This window comes from Rhizobium sullae (assembly GCF_025200715.1).
Lineage (GTDB): Bacteria > Pseudomonadota > Alphaproteobacteria > Rhizobiales > Rhizobiaceae > Rhizobium > Rhizobium sullae.
Map to the genome: position 1 here is coordinate 978958 of NZ_CP104144.1, position 17393 is coordinate 996350.

The window sequence follows — 17393 nt, forward strand, 5'->3', positions numbered from 1 at the left end:
TGGTTGCTGTCAACGTGTGCGGATGCGCGGATCGATGACCGGCGCGATGAGGTCGGCAAACAAATTGCCGATGACGATGGCGAGCGCCGAAACCAGCGTGACGCCCATGATGATCGGGATATCCACCTGCTGGATCGCCTGCCATGCGAGCTGGCCGATGCCCGGCCAGCCGTAGACGGCTTCGACGACAACCACGCCGCCCATGAACTGGCCGATGTCGATGCCGATCATGGCGATGATTGGCAGGACGGCGTTGGGAAGTGCATGGCGGAAGATGATGCGGCGGGACGAGAGCCCCTTGGCACGTGCGGTGCGGACATAATCCTGGTTGAGCACATCGATCATGGCCGAGCGCACCATGCGTGCATACCAGCCGGCGCCGAGAATACCGAGGGTGGAGGCTGGCAGTACCACATGGGCGAGCGTGCCGTAGCCGCTCATCGGAAACCAGCCAAGCATCACGGCAAAAACGTAGAGCAGGAGAAGTGCCACGACGAATTGCGGCGCTGAGGCACCGACGAAGGAGGCCATCATCACCAGCCGGTCGACGAAGCCGCCGCGGCGCACGGCTGCGATCGTGCCGAGAATCAGACCGAGCGTCACTTCGACCAGGATACCTGCGAGCATCAAGGTTAGCGTAGCGGGCAGGCGTGCGGCAATCAGCGTTAAGACCTCGGTCTTCTGCGCATAGGAGCGGCCGAGATTGCCGGAAAGCAGATTGACGAGATAGGTCCAGAACTGCACGAGCAGCGGCTGGTCGAGGCCGAGCTGGGCGCGGATATTGGCAACCGTCTGTGCCGTGGCACTTCGGCCAGCGATCATGCGGGCCGGATCGGCCGGCAATGCATAGAGCAGCAAGAAAGTGATGGCGGCAACGCCGAGGAGGATCAAAGCGGCCTGCATGAGACGGCGGAGAACGAGAAAAGCCATCAGCCTCTCCCCCGCTGCGTCGGATCGAGGATATCGCGGAGCGCATCACCGACGAGATTGAAGGAAAGGGCCGTCAAGAGAATGATCGCGCCGGGAAAGAAGACGAGCCAGGGAGCCGCCTGGAAATAGCTCTGGCTTTCGAAGATGATATTGCCCCAGGAGGGCTGCGGCGGCTGAACGCCGATGCCGAGAAAGGAAAGTGTGGCTTCGAGAAGCACGGTCGTGGCGATTCCGAGCGTTCCCCAGACGATGGCCGTCGGGATCAGGTGCGGCAGGATATGCATGAAGAGAACGCGTAGATGCCCGGCACCGAGCGAGCGTTCGGCCATGATGAAGTCGCGCTCGGCAAGGCTACGGGTTTCCGTGTAGACGATGCGCGCCACCTGCACCCAGTTGACGAGCGCGATCACCATCGCAACGATCCAGAGGCTTGGCCTCAGGAGAGCCGCGAGCATGATGGCGAGAAGCAGCGCCGGAAAGGCCGTCATCAGATCGGTGAAGCGCATCAGCACGTTACTGGCGAAGCCTCGAAGATAGCCGGCGACAATGCCGACGAAGAGACCGATTGCCACTGCGATCCCGTTTGCCACCAGACCGATGACCAGAGAGGTGCGGGCGCCGAAGAGCAGGCGCGAGAAAAGATCGCGGCCGAGCGTGTCCGTTCCGAGCAGGAATTGGCCCCCCGGTGGCAGCGGCGCTCCATCGAGCGACAGGCCGTCGAACATTTGGTCGCCGGGGTTAAAAGGAGCAAACCAGGGCGCACCGAGGGCAAGGACGATGACAAAAGCAACGACGACGAGGCCGAAGAGTGCCGATGGCTGACGCATGATGGCTTTGAGAACACGCATCACCCGGCCTCCGGCAAGGGCTCGGCACCACCGAGAATGAAGGCGGCGATCTGCTCCATCGGCAGGCGGCGGCGCATCGCACAATCGCGAAGGATCGCGTAGGCGCGTTCTTCGTCAATGGCGCGAACGCTCATCAGCTTTTCGACGGCGGCATGAACGAGCGGGCGCAGCCGCACGCGTTCTTCCAGATATCGCAGCTGCGCGGCAGCTTGCTTGCGCTCCTCGTGGATCGAGACCGCCATGACCAGAGCGGGATAGACGGCGGAGGTGGCAATCGGCTTGGCGATGATCGCGCCCGCACCCTGTTGCAGTGCCCAGGCGATGCGACCCGGCGCTTCAGAACCGAGCAGCGCGACCACGGGGCAGGGCACCGCTCCGTTCCACGGCAAGAGATCGTCCCAGCCCTGATCCGCATCGACGATCACCAGATCTGGCAATTCGGCGGCCGAAAGCGGCGCCCATTGCTGTGTCGAGCGAATACCGAGCAGGCGCAGTTGGCGCATCAACCTTTCGGTGTTGCCATCCTCGCGGTGGATGACCGCAACATGCCAGCCTGTGAAATTCGGCGTGTCTCTCATGACACCACCCGCAGTCTCGGCGCTGCCTGCCTGCTACGTCCAGTAAGATAGGGGTCGGCGGCGAGCGGCGGACGGGAGGTGACGATATCGAAGCCGTTTTCCGAATTGATGCGGCCGAGGTGAAACGGCAGCGCTGCATGGTTTGTCTCTGGATCGATCGAAAGGTTGCCAAAGACCGTCGGCCACGCATTGCCATAGAGCTCGCGGCGGACAGCTGCCGGCTCGTCGCCGCCTGCAGCGAGGATGGAATCGGTGCAGAGCCTGACGGCCGTATAGGCGCTGGCAAAGACGCCGGAAACGCGGCGCCCCGCGCCATGTTGCGCAGCAACGCGAGCCTTGAATGCGGCGTTTTCCCGCGTGCCGAGATTGTCGAAATAGGATGCGGCGCAAAGCTGGCCTATGGCGGCCCCCGCCGTGATGTCATCCAGCTCGCATTCCATCAGGTCGCAGCTGACGACCGGGCAGTTTTCGGCACTAAAGGTCGGATCGCGGTCGCCGAGCTTCTTGATTGCCTCAAGGAATGCATAGCTCGAAGGGCCGATCAGATTGTTGAGGATGAAGCTCGGACGGCGCTGCTCGATATCGGCAACGATACGGTCGACCGCGGTTTCTTCGAGTGGCAGATAGCGTTCGCCGAGAATTTCGCCGCCGGTATTGGTGATAAGCTCGCGGGCAAGCCGGTTCATCTCCCAGCCCCAGACGTAGTTTGCGCCGACGAGATAGGGGCGGGCGCCGAAGCGCGGGATCAGGTGTTCGAAGAGCGGGATCAGGTGCTGGTTTGGGCAGCCGCCGAGATAGATGACGTTCTCGTTTGCCTCGAAACCCTCATAGGGGCACATGTACCAGAGAAGTCCGTCATGTTTTTCCACAAGCGGAATGACTTCCTTGCGCGCGGCGGACGTGATCGTCCCGACGATATGGCGGCATCCGGTGCGCAACAGGTGGCGGGCACCTGCGAGATAGGCGGCAAGATCCGCATGCGGATCAAAGAAGACCGGCTTGATCATCCGCTCGGCTGCTTCTGCAAACTCCTCCATCGCAAACTCTGCGCCGGCGCGCGCATCGCGGCCCATCGATCCGTAGGGTCCGGTCGTCGAAAAGAGAATGCCGACCTTCAGCGCTTCATTCATGCGGAACCCCAAAAACCAAAAGCCCCACGACGCGGTCCCATCGGCGATGGGGCGTCATGGGGCGAAACTGCCCGGCGACTATCGAAGTCATGTGATCGCGGCCAGCAATTTGCCTAATCCGCAGGCTTGAATAAAATACGGGCAGTTCGGCTTGTCAAGGGCGCCAGACATGCAGGCTCTGCTTTTGTTGGGAGGGGATCCCATTCCATCAGGACCACCTTGAAGTCATTGACATTGGGTCTTGAACCGGTCTGGAGAAGGCCGCCGATCAAGGCGAAGGCCGAGCAGCCATTCCCTTCGTCTTGACACCAGCAACACTCGACTCTAACCTTTCCTCATTCACCAGGGGGGTCCCGGCAAGGGGCTGAGATACTGCTGACGTGCGCAGTGACCCGTTGAACCTGATCCAGTTCATACTGGCGTAGGGACGGTGCGAGCGCTTAAAAGGCTTTGGATTCACGCGTGGAATCCGGGCCGGCGTCTTTCCATCATTCCGGCTGAGGACTGGGTCTCCAATTGCAACTTGGAGCCTCAAACCATGAACATTGCCGCAAAGAACCTCACCCCGACCGTTACCACCGGCCCCCTGCCGGCATCCCGGAAGATCTACATTCCAGGAGAGATTCATCCTGACGTCCGGGTGCCGATGCGCGAAATCAGCGTCCATCCGACTTCGGGCGAACCGCCGGTCATCGTCTACGATTCCTCCGGCCCCTATACGATCGAGGGCGCTGACATCCTTATCGAGGAAGGCTTGCCTCAGCTCCGGCGCGACTGGGTGCTCGCCCGCGGCGATGTCGAGGCTTATGACGGTCGCCATGTGCGCCCGGAAGACAACGGCTTTGCTAGTGGAGAGCGGCTAACGCCCGAATTTCCAGGCCAGCGTCAGCCGCTGCGGGCCAAAGGTGGCAAGGCTGTCACGCAGCTTGCCTATGCGCGCGCTGGCATCATCACGCCGGAGATGGAATTTATCGCCATTCGCGAAAACCTCGGCCGTAAAGCGCAGGGCGAGCCCACGGTCCGCGACGGCGAAAGCTTCGGCGTCCATATCCCCGACCACGTCACACCGGAATTCGTCCGGCAGGAAGTGGCAGCGGGCAGGGCGATCATCCCTGCCAACATCAATCATCCGGAAGCCGAACCGATGATCATCGGCCGGAACTTCCTGGTTAAGATCAACGCCAATATCGGCAATTCCGCCGTCACTTCGTCGATGGCCGAAGAGGTAGAAAAGATGGTCTGGGCGGCGCGCTGGGGCGCCGATACCGTCATGGATCTTTCGACGGGGCGCAACATCCACAACATCCGCGAATGGATCATCCGTAACTCGCCGCTGCCGATCGGCACCGTGCCGCTCTACCAGGCGCTGGAGAAGGTCGAAGGCATTGCCGAGAACCTCACCTGGGAGGTCTATCGCGACACGCTGATTGAACAGGCTGAGCAGGGCGTCGACTATTTCACGATCCATGCCGGCGTACGCCTCCATTACATTCCGCTGACCGTCAACCGTGTGACCGGCATCGTCTCGCGCGGCGGGTCAATCATGGCGAAGTGGTGTCTGCATCATCACCGCGAGAGCTTCCTCTACGAGCACTTCGAAGAGATCTGCGACATCTGCCGGGCCTATGACGTCTCCTTCTCGCTCGGCGACGGCCTGCGCCCCGGTTCGATTGCCGACGCCAACGATGCGGCGCAATTCGCCGAACTCGAAACCCTTGGCGAATTGACGAAGATCGCCTGGGCGAAGGACTGCCAGGTGATGATCGAAGGGCCCGGGCACGTCCCGATGCACAAGATCAAGGAAAACATGGACAAGCAGCTTGCCGTCTGCGGTGAGGCGCCCTTCTATACGCTCGGGCCGCTGACGACCGATATCGCACCTGGCTACGATCACATCACCTCAGGTATTGGGGCTGCGATGATCGGCTGGTTCGGAACGGCGATGCTCTGCTATGTCACGCCGAAGGAGCATCTGGGTCTTCCCGATCGCAACGACGTGAAGACCGGCGTCATCACCTACAAGATCGCAGCCCACGCCGCCGATCTCGCCAAGGGACACCCGGCCGCCCGTCTGCGGGACGATGCGCTGTCGCGCGCCCGCTTCGAGTTTCGCTGGGAGGACCAGTTCAATTTGTCGCTGGACCCCGAAACAGCGCGTTCCTTCCACGACGAGACCCTGCCGAAGGAGGCCCATAAGGTCGCGCATTTCTGCTCGATGTGCGGCCCGAAATTCTGCTCCATGCGAATTTCGCATGACATCCGCGCTGAAGCGCAGAAGGAGGGGCTGGACGCGATGGCGGCAAAATACCGCGAGGGCGGCGATCTCTACATGCCGGTCGAAGCCCTTCAGCATTCGGACGACTGAGATGCGCGTGCTTGTCAAAGGGGCCGGCGTCGCCGGCCTCACCGTTGCGCACGAGCTCTGCAGCCGCGGCGCCCACGTGACAGTCGTGGATCCGAATGAAGGTCTAGATCGCGCCGCATCCTGGCTCGCCGGCGGGATGCTGGCGCCCTGGTGCGAGCGGGAAAGTGCTGGCGAGGCAGTGCTACTGCGCGGCCTCGATGCCGCCGACCGATGGGATGTGATGGTGCCGGGAGAGGTGCGACGGAACGGTACGCTCGTGGTCGCGCCAGCCCGCGATCTTGGTGAACTGGAGCGCTTTTCCGGCCGCACGACAGGTTATAAATGGCTGGATAAAGAGGCTATTGCCGGGCTGGAACCGGCCCTTGCCGGTCGCTTCAGGCAAGGCCTGTTCTTCTCCCGTGAAGTCCATCTCGATCCGCGCCGGGCGCTCACGAGGCTGCGGGAGAGGCTTGCGACGCAGGGGGTTTCGTTCCTTCGTGACCCCGGCGAGCGCGACTTCGATGATTGCGTCGATTGTACGGGCGCGGCGCAGATCGGCAAGGCCGACGGCCTGCGCGGCGTTCGTGGCGAGATGCTCTATTTGAAGACCCACGAGGTCGACCTCGCCCGCCCGGTTCGCCTGCTGCATCCCCGCATCCCCGTCTACGTCGTTCCGCGCGGCGACGGACTTTTCATGGTCGGCGCTACGATGATCGAGAGTGACTTCGATGGGCCGGTTTCGGCGCGCTCGTTGATGGAACTGCTGAATGCCGCTTACGCGCTCCATCCGGCCTTTGCGGACGCAACCGTCGTTGAGACCGGAGCCGGAATCCGCCCTGCTTTTCCCGACAATTTTCCCCGCGCGTTCCGTCACGGAAACACGGTTTTCCTCAATGGTTTCTATCGCCACGGTTTTTTGCTGGCGCCGGCGATGGCGGCCGAGGCGGCCGACCTTGTCTTCAGCAGACCCGAACAGGAAGGAATGTACCCATGAGACTGATCGTCAATGGCGAACCTCAGGATATCACCGCCAAGACGCTCTCCGAGCTGCTGACGCTGATGGAATACGAGGGTGAGTGGCTCGCGACCGCCGTCAATGGTGAACTCGTCCACCGGGAGGATCGTGTCGGCCATGCTCTTCATGAGAACGACCGGATAGAAGTCCTGACCCCGATGCAGGGAGGTTGACCTATGCTGAACCTCTATGGAACCGAAATCGCGTCCCGTCTTCTGCTCGGCACGGCCCGCTATCCTTCACCGGCGATCCTGACTGAGGCCGTCAAGCGATCGGGAACCGAGATCGTGACTGTCTCTCTACGCCGCGAGACCGCCGGCGGCCGGAACGGCGGCGCGTTTTTCGAGATGATCCGAGCGCTCGGCGTGCGCGTGCTGCCCAATACCGCCGGCTGCCACGGCGTTTCCGAAGCGGTGCTGACCGCCAAGATGGCGCGCGAGGTGTTTCAGACCAACTGGATCAAGCTGGAGGTGATCGGCAATCACGATACACTGCAACCCGACGTCTTCGGACTGGTCGAAGCCGCGCATGTTCTCGCCGGTGAGGGTTTCGAAGTCTTCCCTTATACCACCGACGATCTTGTGGTGGCGGAACGGTTGATAGACGCGGGCTGCAAGGTGCTCATGCCCTGGTGCGCGCCCATCGGAAGTGCCGCAGGACCTCTCAATCTCTCGGCCCTTCGGGCGATGCGCGCGCATTTCCCTGATGTGCCGCTGATCGTCGATGCAGGCATCGGAAGGCCATCGCATGCGGCAACGGTCATGGAACTCGGCTTCGACGCCGTGCTCCTCAACACGGCTGTTGCCAGCGCCGGTGACCCCGTCGCCATGGCCGATGCATTCGCCAAGGCGATCGAGGCGGGCAGGCAGGCATTTGGCGCCGGCGTGCTGGAACCGCGCGACTTGGCGGTGCCTTCGACACCGGTTATCGGAAAGGCGGTCTTCGCATGAGGCTCGATCCTTTCTATCTGATCGTCGATCGCGCCGAATGGATCGCCCGACTGGTGCCGCTCGGCGTCAAGCTCGTGCAGCTCCGCATCAAGGACAGGACTGAGGCCGAGATCCGTGGCGATATCCGTAAAGCAAAGACAGTCTGCTGCGCGCATGGATGCCAGCTGATCGTCAACGACTACTGGCAGCTGGCGATCGAGGAGGGATGCGATTTCCTCCATCTCGGCCAGGAGGATCTGGCTGGTGCCGACCTTCGTGCGATCCGCGCGGCCGGTTTGAAGCTGGGGCTCTCGACCCACGATGATGTCGAGCTGGAGACAGCGCTCGCAGCAGAACCGGACTACGTCGCGCTTGGTCCTGTCTATCCGACGATCTTGAAGCAGATGAAATGGGCGCCGCAAGGGCTGGGACGGCTTAGTGAATGGAAGGCGCGGATGGGCAATCTGCCGCTTGTCGCCATCGGCGGGCTCAATGTCGACCGCATCGACGGTGTCTTTGCCCATGGCGCAGACAGCGCTGCCGTGGTGACCGACATCACGCTGAACAGCGATCCGGAGGGGAGAACCAGGCAGTGGCTGGAAGCCACTGCGAGATGGAGACGCTGATGGTCGTCATGATCTCATCTCGCACGTGAAGAGAGCTAACTTATAAACGAGGACGTCCAGGGAGCAGGTCAACCGGGCTTCTGATCGCGGGAGGTCGGCGTGGAGGCTTTCGCGGCCTGGGTGCGCGCCCACGGCGACCGGCTCTAACTTTCGACGATCACCATCGCCGAGATCCAGGCGGGAGGCCCGCCATGCCGGCTTGATCCTCGATCAGGCGCGAGCCCACGATCCCCGCTTCTAGGATATTGCTATTGCGGCCACCCCTCCGCGCACGGCCTTACTGTTCTGACAGCCAATGAGCGTCATTTCGAGCCGCTCGGCGCTCCGGAGAAGAAAGAGTTGACGCGACTAGACTCTTGCGACCGCGATCAGAAGTCCTGCCCAGAACAGCGCGGCCATCTCAGCCGCAACCAGAAAACCGAAAACTGTGTCGTTCATCGCGTCCTCCCGCCATCGACACTTGCTTATTAGCAGAGCGAGATAATGGCGAGTATCGCAAAATTTAACGATGAAGTGGGTTTGCATCGATGGGCACAATACCGCACGAGGCTGCCGCTTTGTATCCGCCTGCCCGCGGAGCTTAGTGATCGCGAAACGGCAACGGGCGATACTCTTCCAAGTTCTTCCCGCAACAAGACCCGCGCGGGCCAGGGCGAGCTCGCGGAATAGGGCGGCGGTTGCTGCTTTGTCCTTTCGCGGCATATAGCCCATCCCGGTCTGAATGGCATATCGCCACGCCGGCAAGATCGTCGAGACGGTTTGCAGCGCCGAGCGATTCGAAGATCAAGACGGCTTGCCTAGAGTCCTTCTCGCGCTCTGCAACTCCAATCTTATCGACCAGCCGTCGAGTGAAACGCCTATATGTGCAATGCGTGGCCGAGTGCTTTGAGGGCTGCTTCCTGGATCGCTTCGCTGCGCGTTGGGTGGGCATGGATCGTGCCGGCGATATCCTCAAGGCGCGCGCCCATTTCCATCGCATGCGCGAAGGTCGCAGAAAGCTCTGAAACGCCGGCGCCGACGGCCTGCAGGCCTAGGACGAGATTGGTATCGGTGCGCGCAACCACGCGCACGAATCCTTCTTCCGAATACATCGTCATGGCGCGCCCGTTGGCACTGAAGGGAAACTGGCCGACGCGGATGTCATAGCCCTGGGCACGGGCCTCGCCGGGTGAAAGACCCGCTGTGACGATCTCCGGATCGGTGAAGCAGACCGCTGGAATGCAACGCTTGTCCCAGGCCCGTTTCCGGCCGGCAACGATCTCGGCCACCATTTCGGCCTGTGCCATGGCGCGATGGGCAAGCATCGGCTCGCCCGTGACATCGCCGATGGCATAGATGCCGCGCATTGAGGTACGGCAGCGCTCGTCGATCCGCAGGTAAGGCCCTGAACGGTCGAGATCGAGTTCTTCGAGGCCCGATCCCGCGGTTTTCGGTTTGCGTCCGACGGTGACGAGTATGCGGTCAGCCGGCAGCTGCTGTTCGTGCCCGTCCGCCGTTTCGACAAGGAGCGCGTCGCCGTCGCGGGAAGGGCCTTTCGCCTTTGCGCCCGTCAGCACGCGGATGCCAAGTTCGCCGAGCTTGCGTAGCACCGGGCGCGCGAGATCGGCATCATATTGCGGCAGGATCTGCGGCATCGCCTCGACGACGGTCACCTCGGAACCCATCTTGGCAAAGGCGGTGCCGAGTTCGAGGCCGATATAGCCGGCGCCGACGACCACGAGCTTCTCCGGCAGATCCCTGAGCGACAGGGCCTCGGTCGAAGATATGACGCGGCCGCCAAACGGAAGGGCTGGGAGTTCGACCGGCTCCGAGCCGGTGGCGATGACCACGGTGTCGGCGCGGATGATCTGGGCGCCCGTCTCGGTCTCAACCTCCACGGTCTTGCCGTCGCGAAAGGCCGCGTGCCCGTGGACGATCTTGACATTCGCCTTGTGGAGCAGCGTCGATACGCCGCTGGTGAGCCGGCCGACGATGCCGTCCTTCCAGCCGATGGTCTTTGCAAGGTCGATGGCAGTGTCGCCGACCCGGATGCCGATCGGGCTCCTGCCGGCGGCCATGCGGCGGACGGCGGCGAACTCCTCTGCCGCATGGATGAGTGCCTTGGAGGGGATACAGCCGACATTCAGACAGGTCCCGCCCGGCTTGCCGGTCTCGACGATGACGGTGTCGATGCCGAGTTGTCCCGCCCGGATGGCGCAGACATAACCGCCGGGACCGGCGCCGATGACGAGGAGCTTGCAGAAGATCTCTTTCATGGATCTCAGCTTTCGATGAAAATGAGTGCCGGCGTTTCGAGAAGAAACCGGATGCGCTGGACGAAGGTGGCCGCGTCCCATCCGTCGACGATGCGATGGTCGAAGCTGGAGGAGAGGTTCATCATCTTTCGCGGCACGAATTGCGTGCCGTCCCACACTGGGCGGACGGCGATCTTGTTGACACCGATGATGGCGACTTCGGGATGATTGATCACCGGCGTCGAGACGATGCCGCCGAGCGCGCCGAGGGAACTGATGGTGATCGTCGAGCCGCCGAGTTCGTCGCGTGTCGCCGAACCGGTGCGTGCTGCCTCCGCCAGTCTGTTCATCTCGCCGGCGCAATCCCAGATACTGCGCGCCTCGGCGTGCCGCACGACAGGCACCATCAGCCCAGCGGGCGTTTGGGCTGCAATGCCGATGTGGACGCCCGCATGACGGGTGAGCATGCCTGCGTGATCGTCGAAGGTGGCGTTGAGGTTCGGCTGTTCGGCAACCGCCTTGACGATCGCCCGCATCAGGAAGGGCAGGACGGTAAGCTTCGGCTGGTCCTTCTTGCGGTCGCGGTTCATGGTAGCCCTCAGTTCTTCCAACGCCGTCATGTCGATTTCCTCGACATAGGTGATGTGCGGAATGCGGGAGGCAGACAACTCCATCTTCTCCGCGATGCGGCGCCGCAGGCCGGTAAGCTTGATCTCCTCGGTCGCAGTCTTCCTTGCCGGAGCTTGCGCCGGTGAGGGCACTGCGCCGCGCGCGAGAAACAGGTCGATATCCTCGCGCAGGATACGGCCGGCGGGACCGGTTCCCGTCACCTGCCTGAGATCGACGCCATGCTCCAGGGCAAAGAGCCGGACGGCCGGCGAGGCGAGCGGCTTTTCGGCAGGCATCGCTGCGGCTGTACGAGGCATGATCTCGGGTTTCGGTTCCGTTACCTTTACGGGTTCCACCGCAGGCGGCAATGGCTCAGCGGCCCTTGTAGACGTTATGGCCGCAGGGATTTCCGCCTGCACCTTGCCGCCTTCTCCAGCCGTCTCGATGCGCACCAGCGGCGCCTTGACGGCGATGCGGTCGCCGATCTCGGCGCCGAGCCAGACGACGGTTCCGGTAACGGGAGAGGGTATTTCGACCGTTGCCTTGTCCGTCATAACGGCGGCGATCACCATGTCTTCACGCACCGGGTCGCCGGCCTTCACGTGCCATTCGACGAGCTCGGCCTCGGCAACGCCTTCGCCGACATCGGGCATCTTTATGACAAATTCGCCCATGACTCAGGCCTCCATGACTTCGGCAAGCGCCCGCCCGACACGCGCCGGCCCCGGGAAATAGTCCCATTCCTGCGCGTGCGGATAAGGCGTGTCCCAGCCGGCAACGCGCACGACCGGCGCTTCCAGATGATAAAAGCAATGCTCCTGCAGCAGCGACACGACTTCCGCGCCGAAACCGGACGTAAGGGTTGCCTCATGGACGACGACGCAGCGGCCGGTCTTTGAGACCGACTGGACGATGGTGTCGAGGTCGAGTGGCAAGAGACTGCGCAAGTCGATAACCTCGGCATCGATGCCGGCATCTTCGGCGGCGGCAAGCGCCACATGCACCATCGTGCCATAGGCGACCACCGTCACCGCCGATCCGGCGCGCCGGATCTCTGCCTTGCCGATCGGGATCGTGTAATGGCCTTCCGGCACTTCGCCGAGCTCATGCTTCGACCAGGGGGTGACAGGCCGTTCGTGATGACCGTCGAAGGGACCATTGTAGAGCCGCTTCGGCTCCAGGAACATCACTGGGTCCGGATCCTCGATGGAAGAGATGAGCAGACCCTTTGCATCAAAAGGGTTAGAAGGCACGACGACCTTCAGGCCGCAGACATGGGTAAAAAGCGCCTCCGGGCTCTGGCTGTGCGTCTGGCCGCCGAATATACCGCCGCCGGTCGGCATGCGCAGCACGATGGGGCAGGTAAAATCGCCATTCGAGCGGTAGCGGATGCGGGCGGCCTCCTGCGTGATCTGGTCGTAGGCCGGATACATGTAATCGGCGAACTGGATCTCGACGCAGGGTTTCAGTCCGTAGGCCGCCATGCCGATCGCCGCGCCGACGATGCCGGATTCGCTGATCGGCGTATCGAAGCAGCGCGTTTTGCCGTATTTCGCCTGAAGTCCCTGCGTGCAGCGGAAAACACCTCCGAAATAGCCAACGTCCTCACCGAAGACCACCACGTCGTCGTCGCGCGCCATCGACACGTCCATGGCGCTGCGCACGGCCTCGATCATCGTCATCCTGGCCATGTCAGTATCCCGCCTTCTGCCGCTGGCGGCGGAGATGTGGCGGCATCTCCGCATAGACACCCTCGAAGATGTCGCGCACCGAAGGCCTGCCGCCGGCATGTAGCGTGCCGTGGTGCTCTGCCTCTTTCTGCGCCTCGATCACCTCGTCCATGATCTCGGCTTCAGCCTGTGTATGGCGTTCTTCGGACCACACGCCCTTGACGATGAGGTGTTTTTTCAGGCGAAGCACCGGATCGCCGAGCGGCCAGGCCTCGGACTCCGTCTTCGGGCGATAGGCACTCGGATCGTCCGACGTCGAATGGGCGCCGACGCGGTAGGTGACGTATTCGATTAGCGTCGGGCCGAGATTCCGCCTGGCGCGCTCGGCCGCCCAGCAGGCGACGGCATAGACGGCCAGGTAGTCGTTGCCGTCGACGCGCAGCGCCGGGATGCCGAAGCCGAGACCGCGGGCAGCGAAGGTGCCCGAACCGCCGCGGGCGATGCCCTGGAAAGTCGAGATTGCCCACTGATTGTTGACGATATTGAGGATCACCGGTGCCTTGTAGGTCGAGGCAAAGACCAGGGCGGAATGAAAATCGGATTCGGCCGTCGAGCCGTCGCCGATCCAGCCGGCAGCAATCCTTTCGTCGTTCTTGATGGCGGAGGCCATCGCCCAACCGACCGCCTGTACATATTGTGTGGCGAGGTTGCCGGAGACCGTGAAGAAACCGTGCTCCTTCGAGGAATACATGATCGGCAGCTGGCGGCCGTGCAGCGGATCGCGCTCGTTCGAGAAGATCTGGTTCATCATCTCGACCATCGGGTAATCGTCGGCGATCAAAAGCCCTGCCTGGCGATAGGTCGGAAAGTTCATGTCGCCTGCGCGAAGCGCTTTTCGGAAGGCACAGCTGACGGCCTCCTCGCCAAGATGCTGCATGTAGAAGGAGGTCTTGCCTTGGCGCTGTGCCATCAGCATGCGGGCGTCGAAGGCGCGCAGCTTCATCATGTGACGAAGACCGGCGCGCAACGCCTCGTCAGAGAGCATGCCGGACCATGGACCTACCGCCTCGCCGTCGCGATTGAGGACGCGGATGATCGAATAGGCGAGATCGCGGATGTCTTCGGGTGCAACGTCCACCTCAGGGCGCGGTACCGCGCCTGCCTTGGCGATCTTGACGTTGGAAAAATCAGGCTGGCCGCCTGGACGGACGGCGGGTTCGGGGACATGCAGGCTCAGTTGAGCGAATTCCGTCATATGGTCTCATTCCTCCCTTTGCCGCTTGCTCCTCTCCTCCAGGAACGGGACGGCACATGTTTGTGCTACAGATTGCGCGCAATCACCATGCGCTGCACGTCGCTCGTTCCCTCATAGATCTGGCAGATGCGGACATCGCGATAGATGCGCTCGACGGGATAGTCCGCCATATAGCCGTAGCCGCCGTGAATCTGGATCGCGTCGGAGCAGACACGCTCGGCCATCTCGGAGGCAAACAGTTTCGCCATCGACGCTTCCGAAAGACAGGGCAGGCCGTTTTCGCGCAATGCCGCTGCATGGAAGACAAGCTGGCGCGCCGCCTCGATCTGCGTCGCCATGTCGGCAAGGCGGAAGGCGACGACCTGGTGTTCGATGATCGGCTTGCCGAAGGCGATCCGCTCGCGGGCATAGTCGCGCGCCGCCTCGAAGGCTGCCCGCGCCATGCCGACCGCCTGCGCGCCAATACCGATCCGCCCGCCTTCGAGATTGGCTAGTGCGATCCGGTATCCTTCGCCTTCCTCGCCCAGCCTGAATTCTGCCGGGATGTGCATGCTGTTGAAGGCGATTTGGCAGGTATCGGTCGAATGCAGACCAAGCTTTTCTTCGATGCGGACGACTTCGTAGCCGGGTGTGTCAGTCGGTACGATGAAGGCGGTTATGCCCTTCTTGCCGGCCTTTGGATCGGTGACGGCAAAGACGATGATGATCTGGCCATTCTTGCCCGAGGTAATGAACTGCTTGGCGCCGTCGAGCACATAGTGATCGCCGTCGCGGCGGGCGCGGCTGCGCAGGTTGGAGGCATCCGAGCCTGCCTGCGGTTCGGTGAGCGCGAAGCCGCCGATCCATTCGCCGCTCGCAAGCCTCGGCAAGAAGCGCTGCTTTTGCTCCTCGCTGCCGAATTTTAGGATCGGTACGCAGCCAACCGAACTGTGGACGCTCATGATGGTCGAGCACGGCCCGTCGCCGGCCGCGATCTCCTCAATGGCCGCGGCATAGGCGACGGTGCCGGTGTCGGAGCCGCCATAGGCTTCCGGAACCAGCATTCCGAGCATTCCGAGCTCACCCATCTCCTTGAGTTCGTCGCGCGGATAGGTGTGCTCGCGGTCGCGGGCAGCCGCGCCCGGCGCTAAGCGCTCGCGGGCAAAATCGCGGGCGAGATCGCGTATTTGCTGCTGCACATCGGAAAGAATCATGTGCTTTCCTCCCCGGTGTCCGTTAGTGCCGCTCAACGGCGAGTGCGGTTGCCTCACCGCCGCCGATGCAGAGTGCGGCCATGCCGCGCTTCAGGCCGTATCGCTCAAGGGCCGCAAGCAGTGTGACGATAATGCGCGCTCCCGATGCGCCGATCGGATGGCCAAGGGCGCAGGCGCCGCCATGCACGTTGACCTTGTCGTGCGGCAGATGGAGATCGCGCATCGCCGCCATGGCAACGACGGCGAAAGCCTCGTTGATTTCGAAAAGATCGACGCTCTCAAGCGACCAGCCGGTGCGATCGGCAAGCTTCTGAAGCGCGCCGACCGGAGCGGTGGCAAAGAGATTGGGTGCCTGCGAATGGGCGGCCTGGCCGGTGATCGTGGCAAGCGGCTGCAATCCGCGGCGTTCGGCTTCCGAGCGGCGCATCAGGACGAGGGCCGCCGCACCGTCGGAAATCGAGCTTGAATTGGCCGCGGTCACGGTCCCGCCTTCGCGGAAGGCAGGCTTCAGGGTAGGGATCTTGTCGAGCTTCGCCTTGCCCGGCTGCTCGTCGCGGTGGACTGCCTGATCGCCTTTGCCTACCTTGACGACCACTGGCGTGATCTCGTCGTCGAAATAGCCGGCCTCGATCGCTTTCTGGGCCCGCGTCAGAGAGGCGATCGCATAGCTGTCCTGAGCGGCGCGCGTGAATTGATAGGCCTCGGCGCAGTCTTCCGCGAAGGTGCCCATCAGACGTCCCTTGTCATAAGCATCCTCCAGCCCGTCGAGGAACATATGATCGACAACGCGCCCGTGGCCGAGCCGGTAGCCGCCACGTGCCCGATCAAGAAGATAGGGCGCATTCGTCATGCTTTCCATGCCGCCGGCGATCGCCACCGAGGCGTTTCCTGCGGCAATCAGATCATGAGCGATCATCGTGGCCTTCATGCCAGAGCCGCACATCTTGTTGACGGTACTGGCGCCGGTCGAAAAGGGAAGGCCGGCTCCGATCGCCGCCTGTCTTGCCGGCGCCTGACCCTGGCCGGCGGTCAGAACGCAGCCGAAGACCACCTCATCGACGGCTTCGGCCTCGATGCGGCTGCGTGCCAGTGCGGCCCGTATTGCGGCGGCTCCAAGTTCGGGCGCCGCAGCGTCCTTAAGTTCGCCCTGAAATCCGCCGATCGGCGTGCGTACCGAGCCGACAATCACGACAGGATCCTGCAATGGCATTTTATTCCTCCTGGGCGACGCTTACTGCGCACCCATCCGCAATGCACCGTCGAGGCGGATGACCTCGCCGTTCAGCATGATGTTCTCACATATATGGCGCACCAGGGCGGCGAATTCAGCAGGACGGCCGAGCCGCGGCGGGAAGGGGACGCTCCTGCCGAGCGATTCGCGAACCTCAGATGGCATGCCGGCCATCATTGGTGTTTCGAAGATGCCGGGAGCGATCGACACGACGCGAATACCGCAGCGGGCAAGCTCGCGGGCGATCGGCAATGTCATGGCGGCCACACCACCCTTGGAGGCGGAATAGGCCGCCTGGCCGATCTGACCGTCGAAGGCGGCGGCAGAAGCGGTGTTGATGATCACGCCGCGTTCACCTTCGCCATCCGGCTCCTGTTGCTGGATGGCGGACGCGGCAAGGCGGATCATGTTGAAGGTGCCGATCAGATTGATGCCGATCGCCTGCGAGAAGCTCTCGAGCCGATGCGGCCCATCGCGCCCGACGACTTTTTCGGCCGGGGCGACACCGGCGCAGTTCACGAGCCCACGCAGGCCGCCGAATGCGTCGGTCGCCGTCGCGACAACACGCGCGCCGTCTTCCTCGCTCCTCACGTCGGCACGCACGTACGAGACCTCGGCGCCGAGTTCTGCGGCGATCGTCTCACCCGCCTCTTCATTGAGATCGGCAATGACGACGCGGGCGCCGCACGCGACCAGCATCCGCACGGTTGCCGCACCGAGACCGGATCCGCCGCCGGTGACGATGAAGGTTGCTCCAGGAATCAGCATGGATCATCTCCCACAGCCCTACGATGCTCCACT

The 17393-nt window shown here is 62.7% G+C and carries 16 protein-coding genes and 1 riboswitch; of the genes, 5 read left to right on the forward strand and 11 right to left on the reverse strand.

What is annotated here, in order from left to right; all coding sequences use genetic code 11:
- Window positions 1-9: 9 nt before the first annotated feature.
- From N2599_RS25385 to N2599_RS25400, 4 genes are read right to left on the reverse strand one after another with little or no spacing between them, the layout of a single operon-like run.
- Window positions 10-930, reverse strand: coding sequence for an ABC transporter permease (locus N2599_RS25385; RefSeq protein WP_027511621.1), 921 nt, complete (start codon window positions 928-930; stop codon window positions 10-12).
- Window positions 930-1778, reverse strand: a complete 849-nt coding sequence (locus N2599_RS25390; protein ID WP_027511620.1) for an ABC transporter permease — start codon at window positions 1776-1778, stop codon at window positions 930-932. Before N2599_RS25390 ends, N2599_RS25385 begins: the two co-directional genes overlap by 1 nt.
- Complete coding sequence (locus N2599_RS25395; protein ID WP_027511619.1) at window positions 1778-2356, reverse strand: ANTAR domain-containing response regulator; 579 nt, start codon at window positions 2354-2356, stop codon at window positions 1778-1780. Before N2599_RS25395 ends, N2599_RS25390 begins: the two co-directional genes overlap by 1 nt.
- A complete protein-coding gene (locus N2599_RS25400) occupies window positions 2353-3486 on the reverse strand; it encodes a transporter substrate-binding protein (RefSeq protein ID WP_027511618.1) in 1134 nt (377 codons plus the stop codon). The genes N2599_RS25395 and N2599_RS25400 overlap by 4 nt, the downstream gene beginning before the upstream one ends.
- 334 nt (window positions 3487-3820) lie before the next feature.
- A riboswitch (TPP riboswitch) is annotated at window positions 3821-3932 on the forward strand.
- A 92-nt stretch (window positions 3933-4024) separates the two neighbouring features.
- Here N2599_RS25400 and thiC point away from each other — a divergent pair.
- From thiC to N2599_RS25425, 5 genes are read left to right on the forward strand one after another with little or no spacing between them, the layout of a single operon-like run.
- Window positions 4025-5851 (forward strand): phosphomethylpyrimidine synthase ThiC, encoded by a 1827-nt coding sequence (gene thiC / locus N2599_RS25405; protein WP_027511617.1) that lies wholly within the window; start codon window positions 4025-4027, stop codon window positions 5849-5851.
- A gap of 1 nt (window position 5852) precedes the next feature.
- A complete protein-coding gene (gene thiO, locus N2599_RS25410) occupies window positions 5853-6824 on the forward strand; it encodes a glycine oxidase ThiO (RefSeq protein ID WP_027511616.1) in 972 nt (323 codons plus the stop codon).
- Window positions 6821-7018 (forward strand): sulfur carrier protein ThiS, encoded by a 198-nt coding sequence (gene thiS, locus N2599_RS25415; protein WP_027511615.1) that lies wholly within the window; start codon window positions 6821-6823, stop codon window positions 7016-7018. Before thiO ends, thiS begins: the two co-directional genes overlap by 4 nt.
- Window positions 7019-7021: 3 nt before the next feature.
- The gene (locus N2599_RS25420) at window positions 7022-7795 is read left to right on the forward strand and encodes a thiazole synthase (protein ID WP_027511614.1); all 774 of its coding nucleotides are present in this window, start codon (window positions 7022-7024) and stop codon (window positions 7793-7795) included.
- Complete coding sequence (locus tag N2599_RS25425; protein WP_027511613.1) at window positions 7792-8400, forward strand: thiamine phosphate synthase; 609 nt, start codon at window positions 7792-7794, stop codon at window positions 8398-8400. Before N2599_RS25420 ends, N2599_RS25425 begins: the two co-directional genes overlap by 4 nt.
- A gap of 857 nt (window positions 8401-9257) precedes the next feature.
- Here N2599_RS25425 and lpdA read toward each other — a convergent pair.
- The 7 genes from lpdA to N2599_RS25460 all read right to left on the reverse strand — a co-directional run bounded on the left by lpdA (window position 9258) and on the right by N2599_RS25460 (window position 17360).
- On the reverse strand, window positions 9258-10655 hold the full coding sequence (lpdA, locus tag N2599_RS25430) for a dihydrolipoyl dehydrogenase (RefSeq protein WP_027511612.1): 1398 nt from the start codon (window positions 10653-10655) through the stop codon (window positions 9258-9260).
- Between the two features lie 5 nt (window positions 10656-10660).
- Window positions 10661-11917: a dihydrolipoamide acetyltransferase family protein gene (locus N2599_RS25435; RefSeq protein ID WP_027511611.1), complete on the reverse strand. Its 1257-nt coding sequence runs from the start codon at window positions 11915-11917 to the stop codon at window positions 10661-10663.
- Window positions 11918-11920: 3 nt separating this feature from the next.
- Window positions 11921-12934: an alpha-ketoacid dehydrogenase subunit beta gene (locus N2599_RS25440; RefSeq protein ID WP_027511610.1), complete on the reverse strand. Its 1014-nt coding sequence runs from the start codon at window positions 12932-12934 to the stop codon at window positions 11921-11923.
- 1 nt (window position 12935) lies between these two features.
- A complete protein-coding gene (locus N2599_RS25445) occupies window positions 12936-14168 on the reverse strand; it encodes a 3-methyl-2-oxobutanoate dehydrogenase (2-methylpropanoyl-transferring) subunit alpha (protein ID WP_027511609.1) in 1233 nt (410 codons plus the stop codon).
- A gap of 65 nt (window positions 14169-14233) precedes the next feature.
- Window positions 14234-15361: an acyl-CoA dehydrogenase family protein gene (locus tag N2599_RS25450; RefSeq protein WP_027511608.1), complete on the reverse strand. Its 1128-nt coding sequence runs from the start codon at window positions 15359-15361 to the stop codon at window positions 14234-14236.
- A gap of 22 nt (window positions 15362-15383) precedes the next feature.
- The gene (locus N2599_RS25455; protein WP_027511607.1) at window positions 15384-16571 is read right to left on the reverse strand and encodes an acetyl-CoA C-acyltransferase; all 1188 of its coding nucleotides are present in this window, start codon (window positions 16569-16571) and stop codon (window positions 15384-15386) included.
- Between the two features lie 21 nt (window positions 16572-16592).
- Window positions 16593-17360, reverse strand: a complete 768-nt coding sequence (locus tag N2599_RS25460; protein WP_027511606.1) for a 3-hydroxyacyl-CoA dehydrogenase — start codon at window positions 17358-17360, stop codon at window positions 16593-16595.
- Between the last annotated feature and the right edge of the window lie 33 nt (window positions 17361-17393).

What these genes read in the sequence shown, in the direction of transcription:
- N2599_RS25385 (WP_027511621.1), bottom strand. Translation starts at nt 930, where the DNA reads ATGGCTTTTCTCGTTCTCCGCCGTCTCATGCAGGCCGCTTTGATCCTC.
- N2599_RS25390 (WP_027511620.1), bottom strand. Translation starts at nt 1,778, where the DNA reads ATGCGTGTTCTCAAAGCCATCATGCGTCAGCCATCGGCACTCTTCGGC.
- N2599_RS25395 (WP_027511619.1), bottom strand. Translation starts at nt 2,356, where the DNA reads ATGAGAGACACGCCGAATTTCACAGGCTGGCATGTTGCGGTCATCCAC.
- N2599_RS25400 (WP_027511618.1), bottom strand. Translation starts at nt 3,486, where the DNA reads ATGAATGAAGCGCTGAAGGTCGGCATTCTCTTTTCGACGACCGGACCC.
- thiC (WP_027511617.1), top strand. Translation starts at nt 4,025, where the DNA reads ATGAACATTGCCGCAAAGAACCTCACCCCGACCGTTACCACCGGCCCC.
- thiO (WP_027511616.1), top strand. Translation starts at nt 5,853, where the DNA reads ATGCGCGTGCTTGTCAAAGGGGCCGGCGTCGCCGGCCTCACCGTTGCG.
- thiS (WP_027511615.1), top strand. Translation starts at nt 6,821, where the DNA reads ATGAGACTGATCGTCAATGGCGAACCTCAGGATATCACCGCCAAGACG.
- N2599_RS25420 (WP_027511614.1), top strand. Translation starts at nt 7,022, where the DNA reads ATGCTGAACCTCTATGGAACCGAAATCGCGTCCCGTCTTCTGCTCGGC.
- N2599_RS25425 (WP_027511613.1), top strand. Translation starts at nt 7,792, where the DNA reads ATGAGGCTCGATCCTTTCTATCTGATCGTCGATCGCGCCGAATGGATC.
- lpdA (WP_027511612.1), bottom strand. Translation starts at nt 10,655, where the DNA reads ATGAAAGAGATCTTCTGCAAGCTCCTCGTCATCGGCGCCGGTCCCGGC.
- N2599_RS25435 (WP_027511611.1), bottom strand. Translation starts at nt 11,917, where the DNA reads ATGGGCGAATTTGTCATAAAGATGCCCGATGTCGGCGAAGGCGTTGCC.
- N2599_RS25440 (WP_027511610.1), bottom strand. Translation starts at nt 12,934, where the DNA reads ATGGCCAGGATGACGATGATCGAGGCCGTGCGCAGCGCCATGGACGTG.
- N2599_RS25445 (WP_027511609.1), bottom strand. Translation starts at nt 14,168, where the DNA reads ATGACGGAATTCGCTCAACTGAGCCTGCATGTCCCCGAACCCGCCGTC.
- N2599_RS25450 (WP_027511608.1), bottom strand. Translation starts at nt 15,361, where the DNA reads ATGATTCTTTCCGATGTGCAGCAGCAAATACGCGATCTCGCCCGCGAT.
- N2599_RS25455 (WP_027511607.1), bottom strand. Translation starts at nt 16,571, where the DNA reads ATGCCATTGCAGGATCCTGTCGTGATTGTCGGCTCGGTACGCACGCCG.
- N2599_RS25460 (WP_027511606.1), bottom strand. Translation starts at nt 17,360, where the DNA reads ATGCTGATTCCTGGAGCAACCTTCATCGTCACCGGCGGCGGATCCGGT.